Consider the following 11,760-nt stretch of genomic DNA (forward strand, 5'->3'; position numbering starts at 1 on the left):
CCGGTGGCCATCAGATCGGGGCGCCCGGCGATCGGGCCCGAGCAGCATTCTGTCGGCCCACACCACGTCCGCGGGCGCGGCGAGGGACCCCGCCCCGAAGCCGCCGTCGCGAAGCCGCCGTCGCGGCCGCGGTCGTCCCGGAGCCGCCGTCGCGGCCGCGGTCGTCCCGGAGCCGCCGTCGCGGCCGCGGTCGTCGGGGCCGCCGTCGCGGCCGCGGTCGTCGGGGCCGCCTCGCAAGGAGGCCCACCGGGACCGCCGAGAGCCGTCGTACGGGCCCGGCGGCCCCACCGCCTCCGCGGGAAGCCCGGCGGCCGGCGGTTGTCCCGGCCCATCGGGCGACCGCCACCGGCCCCGCTCTCGTCAGGCCGCCGCCCCCGTCAGGTCCCCGTGGATCGGTGCGGCCCCGCCCGTCAGGGGTGCGCCCGTTCCGCCGCGGCGGGCCGCGACGATCTCCGCCGCGATGGACAGCGCCGTCTCCTCGGGGGTGCGGGCGCCGAGATCCAGGCCGATGGGTGAGCGGAGCCGGGAGAGCTCGTGCTCGCTCAGTCCGGCCTCGCGCAGCCGTCGGTTCCGGTCCTCGTGGGTGCGGCGCGAGCCCATCGCCCCCACGAAGGCGACCGGCATCCGCAGCGCCTCGGTCAGCAGGGGTACGTCGAACTTGGCGTCGTGGGTGAGCACGCACAGCACCGTGCGCTCGTCGGTCGGGGTGCTCCGCAGGTAGCGGTGCGGCCAGTCGATCACGACCTCGTCGGCCTCCGGGAAGCGGGCCGGCGTGGCGAAGACGGGCCGGGCGTCGCACACGGTGACGTGATGGCCGAGGAACTTCCCGGCCCGCACCAGCGCCGCCGCGAAGTCGACCGCGCCGAAGACGATCATGCGGGGCGGCGGCACGCTGGACTCGACGAGCAGCGTGAGCCCGCCGGGGCAGTGCGAACCGTCCTCCGAGAGCCCGACCGTGCCGGTACGGCCGGCGTCCAGCAGGGCCCCGGCCTCGGCGACCGCCGTGCGGTCCAGGTCCGGGTGGCCGCCGAGCCCGCCCTCGTGCGAGCCGTCGGGACGGACGAGCAGCGCCCGGCCCAGCAGCTCTGAGGGGCCCTCGACGACGCGGGCGAGGGCCGCGGTCCCGCCCCGGGCGGCGGTCGCCAGCGCCGCCCGGAACACCTCCCGCTCCGGCGCGTCCGCGCCGACCGGCGTGACCAGCACGTCGATGATCCCTCCGCAGGTCAGCCCGACCGCGAAGGCGTCCTCGTCGCTGTAGCCGAACCGCTCGCGCACGCTCTCGCCGCTGCGCAGGGCGTCGGAGCACAGCTCGTACACCGCGCCCTCCACACAGCCGCCGGAGACCGAGCCGATCACCGTGCCCCCGCTGTCGACGGCGAGGGCGGCGCCGGGCCCGCGCGGCGCGCTGCCCCCGACGGAGACCACCGTGGCCACCGCGAACTCCCGGCCTTCCGCGAGCCAGCGGTGCAGCTCGTCGGCGATGTCAAGCATCCGTGCCGCCCCCGAGCGTGGGCACCCCCGCCACCCCCGCCGACAGCACGCGGTCGGGCCGGATCGGCAGGTTCCGGTGGCGGACGCCGGTCGCGTGCCGGACGGCGTTGGCGACGGCCGCCGCGGCGCCCACGATGCCGATCTCGCCGACGCCCTTGATGCCGACCGGGTCGTCGGGGTCGGGGTCGTCCACCCAGTCGGCCTGGATGTCGCCCACGTCGGCGTTGGTGGCCACGTGGTAGCCGGCCAGGTCGGGGGCGTAGAGGCCGCCGCTCGACCGGTCCCGGACCGCCTCCTCGTGCAGGGCCATGGAGATGCCCCAGACCATGCCGCCGACGAGCTGGTTGCGGGCGGTGAGCGGGTTGACGATGCGGCCCGCCGCGAAGATGCCGAGCATGCGGCGCACCCGTACCTCGCCGGTGGCGGTGTCCACCGCGACCTCGGCGAACTGTGCCCCGAAGGAGTGCCGTTCCTTCTGGGCGAGGGCGCCGAGCAGGGGGGTGGTGTCGGATCGTACGGTGATGCCCTCCGGCGGGATCGTCGTGCCCAGTGCCAGCCGCTCCCGCAGCTCGCGGGCCGCTTCCGTGATCGCCCAGGCCCAGGACCGGGTGCCCATGGAGCCGCCCGCGATCATCGCGGGACCGAAGTCGCTGTCCCCGATGCGCACGCCGACCCGGTCGGGCGTGACCTCCAGCGCGTCCGCGGCGACCAGGGTGAGCGCCGTACGGGCGCCGGTGCCGATGTCGGCGGCGGCGATCCGCACGGTGAAGCCGCCGTCCGCCTGCGCGGTCACGAGGGCGGTGGAGGGACCGGCGCCCGAGTGGAAGGAGGCGGCGGCCGTGCCCGTGCCCAGCAGCCAGCGCCCGTCGCGGCGCACCCCGGGGCGCGGGTCCCGCTCGGCCCAGCCGAACCGCCGGGCGCCCTCGCGGAAGCAGGCGTCCAGGTTGCGGCTGCTGAACGGCAGACCGGAGACCGGGCCGACCTCGGGCTCGTTGCGCAGGCGCAGTTCGATGGGGTCGACGCCGCAGCGCTCGGCGAGTTCGTCGAGGGCCGACTCGATCGCGAAGGAACCCGGCGCCTCGCCGGGCGCGCGCATGAACGTCGGGGACGGCACGTCGAGCGGCGTCACCTCGTTGGCGGTGTGGTGGGCGTCGGCGTCGTACATCACCCGGGCCACACCCGCGCTGGGCTCGACGAACTCGTAGACGGTGGACGTCTGGTTCAGCGAGCGGTGCTCCAGCGCGAGCAGCCGGCCGTCGGCTTCGGCGCCGAGCCTGACCCGCTGCGTGGTGGGGCTGCGGTAGCCGGCCAGCGAGAACATCTGACGCCTCGTCATGACGACGCGCACCGGCCGTTGCAGCTCGGTCGCGGCCATCACGGCGGCGACCTGGTGGGCGCGCAGTCCCTTGCTGCCGAAGCCGCCGCCGATGTGCTCGGAACGCACCCGCACCGCGGACTCGTCCAGGGAGAACATCTTCGCCAGCTCGCTCTGGATCCAGGTGGTGCCCTGGTTGGAGTCGACGACCTCCAGCCGGCCGCCGTCCCACAGGGCCGTGGCGGCGTGCGGCTCCATCATGCTGTGGTGCTCTTCGGGGGTGGTGTACTCCTCGTCGACCACGACGGCGGAGGCGGCGAGGCCGGCCGCCAGGTCGCCCTTGGCGGTCTCGGCGGGCATGACCCCGCCGGCCGGGTGGGCGCCCGGGTGGTCGGCGGTGAGCGCGGTGTCGTGCGGCTCCTCGTCGTAGGCGACGACGAGGGCCTCGGCGGCCTCCCGGGCCTGCTCGGACGTCTCGGCGACGACGAGGGCGACCGGCCAGCCCACGTGGTGCACCCGGTCCTGCTGGAAGACGGCGCAGGTGGGGTCCGGCGGGATGCCCAGCAGGCCGACGTAGTCGGTGTCGACGCGCGGGGCGTTGCCGTGGTGCATGACGGCGAGTACGCCGGGCATGGCGAGGACGGGCTCGGTGTCGATCGCGCGGACGCGGCCGCGGGCGACGGTGGAGAGCACCAGCCAGCCGTGCGCGAGGTCGGCGAAGGGGATCTCTCCGGCGTAGCGGGCCGCTCCGGTGACCTTCTCGCGGCCCTCGACGCGGGTGTGGGCGGTGCCGACGACGCCCCGGAGGGTCGTACGGCCGCTCGTGGCGGTGGTCATCGGGCCGCCTCCTCGGCGAGTTCGGTCAGGACGGCCACCACGAGGTTGCGCATGAGGGTCACCTTGTATCCGTTGTCGGGCAGCGGCCTGGCGGCCGCGAGTTCGGCGTCCGCGGCGGCGGCGAAGGTCTCGCCGTCGGCCGGTGCCCCGGTCAGCACGGCCTCGGCCGCGCGGGCCCGCCAGGGCCGGGAGGCGACCGCGCCGAACGCCAGCCGGGCCTCGCGCACGACGCCGTCCTCGACGTCGAGCGCGGCAGCGACCGAGCCGATCGCGAAGGCGTACGAGGCGCGCTCGCGCACCTTGCGGTAGCGGGAGCGGGCGGCGACCGGGGCGGGCGGCAGGGTGACGCCGGTGATCAGCGCGCCGGGCGGCAGGGCGGTCTCCCGGTGCGGGGTGTCCCCGACGGGGAGGTAGAAGTCGGCCAGCGGCAACTCGCCCGGTCCGTCGAGGGTTTCGTAGTGCACGACCGCGTCGAAGGCGGCGAGGGCCACACCCATGTCCGAGGGGTGCACGGCCACGCAGTGGTCGGAGGCGCCCAGCACGGCGTGGTTGTGGTGCTCGCCGGCGATCGCGGAGCAACCGCTGCCGGGGGCGCGCTTGTTGCAGGGCTTGCTCAGGTCGGTGAAGTAGCCGCAGCGGGTGCGCTGGAGCAGGTTGCCGCCGACGGTGGCCATGTTGCGCAGCTGCCCGGAGGCGCCGGCCAGGACCGCCTGGGTCAGCGCCGGGTAGCGGCGCCGTACTTCAAGGTGCGCGGCGAGGTCGCTGTTGGTGACGGTCGCGCCGACGCGCAGGCCGCCGTCCGAGGTCGGCTCGATGCCGTCCAACGGCAGTTCGCGGACGTCGACGAGCCGGGCGGGGCGTTCGACGCCGGTCTTCATCAGGTCGACGAGGTTGGTGCCACCGCCCAGGAAGCGGGCGTCCGGGTCGGCGGCGAGCAGCGCCACGGCGCCGGAGACGTCTTCGGCGCGCTGGTATCCGAACTCCCTCATGCGGCCGTCTCCTTCGCGGTGTCGTCCTGGCCGGCGTGGTCGATGTCGTGGGCCGCGGCTTCGTGGGCCTCGGCGGCACGGGTGACGGCCTGCACGATGGAGACGTAGGCGCCGCAGCGGCACAGGTTGCCGCTCATCCGTTCCCGGATCTCGTCCGGCGTCAGGGCCGGCGGTCCGGCCTCGGGCCGCACGTCGTCGGTGGCGGCGCTGGGCCAGCCGGCCGCGTGCTCCTCGATGACGGCGATCGCCGAGCAGATCTGCCCGGGTGTGCAGTAGCCGCACTGGTAGCCGTCGAGGTCGAGGAAGGCCTGCTGCACCGGGTGCAGCCGGTCGCCGTCGGCCATGCCCTCGATGGTGGTGATCTCGCGTCCCTCGGCGGCGACCGCGAGGTTCAGACAGGACACGGCGCGACGTCCGTCGACCAGGACGGTGCAGGCGCCGCACTGGCCCTGGTCGCAGCCCTTCTTGGTGCCGGTGAGATCGAGACGCTCGCGCAGGGCGTCGAGCAGGGTGGTGCGGTGGTCGACGGTCAGCTGGTGCTTCTCGCCGTTGATGTTCAGAGTGACGGCGCTGGACGTCGACGAGGGCGCTGGGGCCATGGTCAGCCTTCTCTGGTCTTCGGTGACAGGGAAAATCGGGCTGTGCGCTCGGGCTGTGGGCAGTGGGGGGCATGCGTGGCCGGATGGCCACCGGCCGGTTCCGCGGGCCGCGTCCGCCGCTAGAGTGGGGCGGGTAACCGGACAACTGTCCGCTCACTGGAAACGTAACGGACAGTTGTCCGGTTAGCAAGAACGGGATTCGGCCACGAACCCGGAAGGAGGACGAGTGCCGCCGCCGAAGAGGGACAAGCCGGACACACCCCTGCGCTCGGACGCACAGCGCAACCGCGAGCGCATCCTGCGTGTGGCCACCGAGGAACTGACACGGTGCGCGAACGCCCCGTTGAGCGCCATCGCCAAGAAGGCGGGCGTCGGACAGGGCACCTTCTACCGCAACTTCCCGCACCGCGAGGCGCTCGTCCTGGAGGTCTACCGCTACGAGATGCAGCAGGTGGCCGATGCCGCGCCCCAGCTGCTGGCCAGGCGGGAACCCGAGCGTGCCCTGCGCGAGTGGCTGGACCACCTCGCCCGGTTCGCCATGACCAAGGCCGGTCTGGCGGACGCGATCCGGCTGGTCACGAGCGCGCCCGGAGGGCCGGCGAAACCGGAACCCGCCCCGGTGACGGAGGCGGCCGATCTCCTGCTCCGGGCCAACGAGGAGGCCGGCACCATCCGCCCGGGCGTGTCCGCGGACGACTTCTTCCTCGTCCTCGGCGGCCTGTGGCTGGTCGATCCCGGTGAGGACTGGCAGCCGCGGGTCACCCGGTTCCTGGACTTCGTCATGGACGGACTGCGGGCGGGAGCGCCGGGCCGGTGACCGCGCCCCGGAAGCGGTAGCGGCGTTCGGGCCGGCCGGCCACCCCGTAGCGCAGGGAGACGTCCGCGCCGCCGACGGTGTGGAAGTACTCCAGATACCGGCGGGCGCTGACCCGGGAGATGCCGGTCAGCGCCGCGCACTCGCTGGCGGACAGGGTGCCGTCGGCCTCCCGGAGGGTGCGCTCGACCAGCTCGGCGGTCTCCACGCTCATGCCCTTGGGCAGCGTCGGGACCGGCGCGGCCGGCGCCGCGGCTCCGGCCAGTACGCGGTCGACGTCGGCCTGGCTGCGCACGACCGTGCCGAGCAGCCGGCCCCGCTGGAGGGCGTAGCGCTCGAGGCGGACCCGCAGGTCCTCGAACTCGAACGGCTTGAGCAGGTAGTCGACCACGCCGTGCCGCACGGCGCCGCGCACCGCGTCCGCCTCGCGGGCCGCGCTGATGACCATGACGTCGCAGTCGTGACCGGCGGCGCGCAGCCGGGGGATGACGTCGAGGCCGAAGACGTCCGGCAGATACAGGTCGAGCAGGACCAGGTCGGGGCGCAGTTCCGCGACGGCGGCGAGCGCCTGCTCCCCGGTGCCCGCGACCCCGACGACCCGGAAGGGCTCGACACGTTCGACGAAGGCGCGGTGGACGCGGGCCACCATGAAGTCGTCGTCGACGACGAGCACGCCGATCGGGGCGGCGCCGGTGGGCGCCTCCAGGGGCGCGGCGCTCGGGGCGGTCGCGTCGGACGTGCCGCGCGTAGCCGTCATGGTGCTGCTCCTTCCGCCACCGCGTCGGTGAGGTGGCTGACGGTCATGCGTGCGGTGAACATGGCCCCCTCGGGGGTGTTGGTCACCGAGATCTCACCGCCGTGACGTTCGCAGACCAGCCGGGTCAGCGCCAGGCCGATGCCGCGCTCGCCCTGCCGGGCGGCCTTGGTGGTGAAGCCGTGGGAGAAGACCTCGCGGGCCAGCTCGGGCGCCACGCCGGGTCCGGAGTCGCGGACCACGATCTCGACGCTGGAGGCGTCCTGCCTCAGCTCCACCTCGACCCAGGCCCCGTGCCCGTCACCGGGCCCCGCGGCCGCGTCCACGGCGTTGTCGACGAGGTTGCCGACCACGGTCGCCACGTCGGCGGCGTCCTCCGGAGCGAGCCGGTCGAGCGCCGTGCGGTCCGAGACGCGCAGCGCGACCCTGCGCTCGGCCGCGAGCGAGGACTTCGCCGTGATCAGCGCGGCGACGACGGTGTCACGAACCCGGCGGCTGAGGGTGACGTCCAGGGACTGGCGGCGCCGGCTGAGCCCGCGGATGTAGCGCACCACCTCGTCCTGCTCGCCGATCTGGATGAGCCCGGAGATGGTGTGCAGCTGGTTGGCGAACTCGTGGGCCTGGGCGCGCAGCAGCTCGGAGGTGCTGCGGAAGGAACCGATCTCCCGCTCCAGGCGGGCCAGCTCGGTGCGGTCGCGCAGGGTGGTGACCGAGCCGAGCGCGCGGCCGTCCTTGGTGACGGTCATGCGGTTCATGACCAGGACCCGCCCGTGACGGACGACGACCTCGTCGCGCGGCTCGGCCGCTTCGGGGGTGGCACCGGCCAGGACGTCCCGCAGCCGTCCGTCGATGCCGAGACCGTCCAGGCTCTGGCCCACACAGTCGGCGGGCAGGTCGAGCAGGCGCCTGCCCATCTCGTTGACGAGGGTGAGCCGGTGCTGCGGATCGAGGGCGACGACGCCCTCGGCGATGCCGTACAGCATGGCCTCCCGGTGCTCGGCGAGCCCGGCGATCTCGCGCGGCTCCAGGCCGAGGGTCTGCCGTTTGACGCGCCGGGCCAGCAGCCAGGAGCCGGCCACGCCGAGGCCGCTGGCGATGCCGAGGTAGGCGAGGAGGTAGGAGGAGGCGCCGCTGAGGCGCTGCCACACGGTCGGGTCGGCCTCACCGACCATCACCGTGCCGAGGTGCCGGCCGAGGGTCTGCCCGGTGGCGCCGAGCACCGGGACCTGGGCGACGAGTTCCCGGCTGCCCTGGAGGGTCAGGGGCCCCGACCAGCCGCGGGTGGCGCCGGCGCCCTCCCCGCGCGGCAGCCGGGCGCCGATCAGCGTGGGGTCGGTGGAGCTGACAACGCGGCCGTCGGCGTCGGCCACCGTGACGGAGGTGACCCCGGACTGGGTCTGCGTGGAGTTCACCAGCGGGGCGAGGGCCTCCTGCGGCACCGGGCGCAGCAGCTGGCTGCGGACCAGCGGCGTGGCGGCCAGCTGTTCGGCCAGGGCGGTGACCCGGCGGCCCTCGACACGGTTGAAGGTGGCCTTGGACTGGGCGAGCGAGACGGCGGCGACCGCGAGCAGGACGACCACGACGATGGCGAGCTGGAGGACCAGCATCTCGCCCGCGAGGGTCTGACGGCGGAAGGTGGGGGCCACGGCGGACTCGTTCCCGGCTGACGGAGGGAGGGGGTGCAGGGGTGTGCCGGGTCGCCATCATGGCGCCCACCTGCGGCGAAGGAAAGGGATGTGCCGTCTTCGCAATGAAGCGGCGACCGCAATGAACACAACCTCCCTTGGTTCCGCAAGGAAGACAGGCGGCTGGCTCGCGGGCACCATGTGGCCCACGTCACCCTCCCCCACAGGGCTCCCCCGTATCGATTTACCCAACCGACAGGTGGTGTCATTCGTGCGCCTGCGCACCCCCCTTGCCCTGCTCGGGGCCGCCGTGCTCGTGCTCGCGGGACCCCCGTTGCTCTCCTCGGGCAGCGACTCCGACTCCGGCACACAGATCCCCGGCCTGCGCTTCATGGTTCCCAACACGCCCGGCGGCGGCTACGACATCACCGCCCGCACGGCCGCGAAGAACGCCGAGGACGCCGGGCTCACGCACAACATCGAGGTGTTCAACCTGCCCGGCGCGGGCGGCACCGTGGGGCTGAGCCGGCTGGTGAGCGAGCACGGCAACGGCAAGCTCGCCATGTCCATGGGTCTGGGCGTCGTGGGCGCCGTCCGCTCCAACCACGCCCCCAAGACCCTCGCCGACACCACGCCGATCGCGCGCCTCACCGAGGAGCAGGACGTCGTGGTGGTGGCCAAGGACTCGCCGTACAAGACGATCGACGAGCTGATCGACGCCTGGAAGAAGGACCCGGGCAAGATCCCCGTGGGCGGTGGTTCGTCACCGGGCGGGCCCGACCACCTCGCGCCGATGCTGATGGCGCAGGCCGCCGGGATCTCGCCGAAGACGGTCAACTACATCCCCTTCGACGGCGGCGGCGAGCTGCTCGCCTCGATCCTCGGCAACAAGGTGGGCTTCGGCGTCTCCGGCGTCGGCGAGTACCTCGACCAGATCAAGGCGGGCGAGCTGAGGGTGCTCGCGGTGACCGGTCCCGAGCGGGTGGACGACCTCCAGGAGGCACCGACGCTCAAGGAGTCCGGCTACGACGTCGACTTCACCAACTGGCGCGGCATCGTGGCCCCGCCCGGCCTGTCCACGGCGCAGCGCAACAAGCTCACCCGCCTGGTCGAGGAGCTGCACGACTCGCCCGAGTGGAAGAAGTCCATGGACCAGAACGGCTGGGACGACGCCTTCCTGACCGGTGAGAAGTTCGGCGCGTTCCTGGACGCCCAGGACAAGCGCGTGGTGTCGGTACTGAAGGAGCTGGGACTGTGACGACGCCGACCGGCTCTTCCGCGAGCCCGAACCCGAACCCGGCCCCTGCTCCCGCTCCCGCCCCGGCGGCCGGACGGCGCTCGTGGCTGCGCGAGCACTCCGAACTGGGCGTGTGCGTACTGCTGCTGGCGCTCGGCGCGCTCGTCCTGACCGACGCGCTCACCATGGACGTCGACATCACCCAGCGCGGGCCGGTCGGGCCCAAGACCGTGCCGATCGTGGTCGGCATCGGCCTGCTGGTGATCGCCGCGCTGCTCGCCGTCGACGTCCTGCGCGGCGGCCGGGGCGAGGCCGAGGGCGGCGAGGACATCGACCTGTCCGAACCGGCCGACTGGCGCACGGTGCTGCTGCTGTCCGGGATCTTCCTCGGCGCCGCCGCGCTGATCGAGCCGGCCGGCTTCCCCGTGGCCGGTGCGCTGCTCTTCTGGGGCGCCGCCTTCGCCCTCGGCAGCCGCCGCGTGGACCGCGATCCGCTGATCGCCGCGGTGGTGTCGCTGATCACCTACGTCGTCTTCGACAAGCTGCTCGGGGTGCCGCTGCCCGGCGGTCCGCTGATGGGAGTGCTCTGACATGAACGCCCTCAACTCCCTCATGGACGGGTTCGGGACGGCCCTGACCCCGATCAACCTGCTGTGGGCCGGCCTCGGTGTGCTGCTCGGCACGGCCATCGGCGTCCTGCCCGGCATCGGTCCGGCGATGGCGGTGGCGCTGCTGCTGCCGGTGACGTACGGGCTGGACCCGGTCGCGGCGTTCATCATGTTCGCGGGCATCTACTACGGCGCGATGTTCGGCGGTTCGACCACCTCCATCCTGCTCAACACTCCCGGTGAGAGCGCCGCCGTGGTCGCGGCCATGGAGGGCAACCCCATGGCCAAAGCGGGGCGGGGCGCACAGGCGCTGGCGGCCGCGGCCATCGGTCACTTCGCGGGCGGCATGATCGGCACGATCCTGCTGGTGGCGCTGGCGCCGACGGTGGCCGACCTGGCGGTGGACATCGGCGCGCCGGACTACTTCGCCATCATGGTGCTCGCGTTCATCGCCGTGACGTCGGTGCTGGGTTCGTCGCGGGTCAGGGGCCTGGCCTCGCTGCTGATCGGTCTGACGATCGGCCTGGTGGGCCTGGACCAGATGACGGGCCAGCAGCGGCTGACCTTCGGCTCGCTGCAACTCGCCGACGGTGTGGACGTGGTGATCGTCGCGGTCGGTCTGTTCGCGATCGGCGAGGCGCTGTGGGTGGCGGCCCATCTGCGGCGCGGGGCGGCCGAGCCGATCCCGGTGGGCCGTCCCTGGCTCGGCCGCGCCGACGTGAAGCGCACCTGGAAGTCCTGGCTGCGCGGTCCGCTCATCGGCTTCCCCTTCGGCGCGATCCCGGCGGGCGGCGCGGAGATCCCCACCTTCCTGTCGTACGTCACGGAGAAGCGCCTGTCCAAGCACAAGGACGAATGGGGCAAGGGGGCCATCGAGGGCGTGGCAGGCCCTGAGTCTGCGGCGTCGGCCTCGGCGGCGGGCACGCTGGTGTCCATGCTGACCCTGGGCCTGCCGACGACGGCGGTCGCCGCGGTCATGCTGGCCGCATTCCAGCAGTACGGCATCCAGCCGGGACCGCTGCTCTTCGAGCGCGAACCCGAGCTGGTGTGGGGTCTGATCGCCTCGCTCTTCGTCGGCATGGTGCTGCTGCTCGCCCTGAACCTGCCGCTGGCGCCGGTGTGGGCCAAGCTGCTGCGCATCCCGCGGCCGTACCTCTACGCGGGGATCATGTTCTTCGCGGCGGTCGGCGCGTACGCGGTCGGCGGTGAGGTGGTCGACCTGGTGATCCTGCTGGTCATCGGTCTCATCGGCTTCGGCATGCGGCGCTACGGCCTGCCCATCCTGCCCGCCGTCATCGGTGTCATCCTCGGCCCGAACGCCGAGCAGCAGCTGCGCCGGGCCCTGCAGATCAGCGACGGCAGCGTGACGGGCCTGGTCAACACGCCGTTCGCGGTGACGGTCTACGCGGTGATCGTGCTGCTGCTGGCCTGGCCGCTGGTGAAGCGGCTGGTGGTCCGCAAGCGCAGGCCGGCCGACGCCTGATCCCCGGC

Annotated in this window: 10 protein-coding genes; 4 read left to right on the forward strand and 6 right to left on the reverse strand. The window is 73.6% G+C overall.

Going from position 1 to position 11,760, the window contains the following annotated elements; genetic code table 11:
- Positions 1-360: 360 nt before the first annotated feature.
- Genes ACGH7X_RS05310 through ACGH7X_RS05325 form a run of 4 tightly spaced genes read right to left on the reverse strand, consistent with a single transcriptional unit; the run spans position 361 to position 5,231 of the window.
- A complete protein-coding gene (locus ACGH7X_RS05310) occupies positions 361-1,491 on the reverse strand; it encodes an XdhC family protein (protein ID WP_399882114.1) in 1,131 nt (376 codons plus the stop codon).
- Positions 1,484-3,643 (reverse strand): xanthine dehydrogenase family protein molybdopterin-binding subunit, encoded by a 2,160-nt coding sequence (locus ACGH7X_RS05315; protein WP_399882116.1) that lies wholly within the window; start codon positions 3,641-3,643, stop codon positions 1,484-1,486. Before ACGH7X_RS05315 ends, ACGH7X_RS05310 begins: the two co-directional genes overlap by 8 nt.
- Positions 3,640-4,632, reverse strand: coding sequence for an FAD binding domain-containing protein (locus ACGH7X_RS05320; RefSeq protein WP_399882117.1), 993 nt, complete (start codon positions 4,630-4,632; stop codon positions 3,640-3,642). Before ACGH7X_RS05320 ends, ACGH7X_RS05315 begins: the two co-directional genes overlap by 4 nt.
- Positions 4,629-5,231, reverse strand: coding sequence for a 2Fe-2S iron-sulfur cluster-binding protein (locus ACGH7X_RS05325; protein WP_399882118.1), 603 nt, complete (start codon positions 5,229-5,231; stop codon positions 4,629-4,631). The genes ACGH7X_RS05320 and ACGH7X_RS05325 overlap by 4 nt, the downstream gene beginning before the upstream one ends.
- Before the next feature lie 226 nt (positions 5,232-5,457).
- Here ACGH7X_RS05325 and ACGH7X_RS05330 point away from each other — a divergent pair, with 226 nt between their 5' ends.
- Positions 5,458-6,048, forward strand: coding sequence for a TetR/AcrR family transcriptional regulator (locus ACGH7X_RS05330; protein WP_399882119.1), 591 nt, complete (start codon positions 5,458-5,460; stop codon positions 6,046-6,048).
- Here ACGH7X_RS05330 and ACGH7X_RS05335 read toward each other — a convergent pair.
- Both ACGH7X_RS05335 and ACGH7X_RS05340 read right to left on the reverse strand, forming a co-directional pair.
- Positions 6,011-6,802, reverse strand: coding sequence for a response regulator (locus ACGH7X_RS05335; RefSeq protein ID WP_399882121.1), 792 nt, complete (start codon positions 6,800-6,802; stop codon positions 6,011-6,013). The two genes, ACGH7X_RS05330 and ACGH7X_RS05335, sit on opposite strands and share 38 nt — an antisense overlap.
- Complete coding sequence (locus ACGH7X_RS05340) at positions 6,799-8,445, reverse strand: ATP-binding protein (protein WP_399882123.1); 1,647 nt, start codon at positions 8,443-8,445, stop codon at positions 6,799-6,801. The genes ACGH7X_RS05335 and ACGH7X_RS05340 overlap by 4 nt, the downstream gene beginning before the upstream one ends.
- 250 nt (positions 8,446-8,695) lie before the next feature.
- Between ACGH7X_RS05340 and ACGH7X_RS05345 the strand changes: the two genes are divergently transcribed.
- From ACGH7X_RS05345 to ACGH7X_RS05355, 3 genes are read left to right on the forward strand one after another with little or no spacing between them, the layout of a single operon-like run.
- On the forward strand, positions 8,696-9,682 hold the full coding sequence (locus tag ACGH7X_RS05345; protein WP_399882125.1) for a Bug family tripartite tricarboxylate transporter substrate binding protein: 987 nt from the start codon (positions 8,696-8,698) through the stop codon (positions 9,680-9,682).
- Positions 9,679-10,251 carry a tripartite tricarboxylate transporter TctB family protein gene (locus ACGH7X_RS05350; RefSeq protein ID WP_399882127.1) on the forward strand — a complete coding sequence of 191 codons (573 nt, stop codon included), beginning with the start codon at positions 9,679-9,681 and terminating at the stop codon, positions 10,249-10,251. Before ACGH7X_RS05345 ends, ACGH7X_RS05350 begins: the two co-directional genes overlap by 4 nt.
- 1 nt (position 10,252) lies before the next feature.
- Entirely contained in the window at positions 10,253-11,752 is a 1,500-nt protein-coding gene (locus tag ACGH7X_RS05355) for a tripartite tricarboxylate transporter permease (protein ID WP_399882129.1), read from the forward strand.
- Positions 11,753-11,760: the final 8 nt, after the last annotated feature.

It is taken from the genome of Streptomyces sp. BBFR51, from assembly GCF_044591655.1.
Classification (GTDB): domain Bacteria; phylum Actinomycetota; class Actinomycetes; order Streptomycetales; family Streptomycetaceae; genus Streptomyces.

Coding starts and splice junctions, on each gene's coding strand:
- ACGH7X_RS05320 (WP_399882117.1), bottom strand. CDS start 4,632: ATGAGGGAGTTCGGATACCAGCGCGCCGAAGACGTCTCCGGCGCCGTG.
- ACGH7X_RS05315 (WP_399882116.1), bottom strand. CDS start 3,643: ATGACCACCGCCACGAGCGGCCGTACGACCCTCCGGGGCGTCGTCGGC.
- ACGH7X_RS05325 (WP_399882118.1), bottom strand. CDS start 5,231: ATGGCCCCAGCGCCCTCGTCGACGTCCAGCGCCGTCACTCTGAACATC.
- ACGH7X_RS05355 (WP_399882129.1), top strand. CDS start 10,253: ATGAACGCCCTCAACTCCCTCATGGACGGGTTCGGGACGGCCCTGACC.
- ACGH7X_RS05310 (WP_399882114.1), bottom strand. CDS start 1,491: ATGCTTGACATCGCCGACGAGCTGCACCGCTGGCTCGCGGAAGGCCGG.
- ACGH7X_RS05335 (WP_399882121.1), bottom strand. CDS start 6,802: ATGACGGCTACGCGCGGCACGTCCGACGCGACCGCCCCGAGCGCCGCG.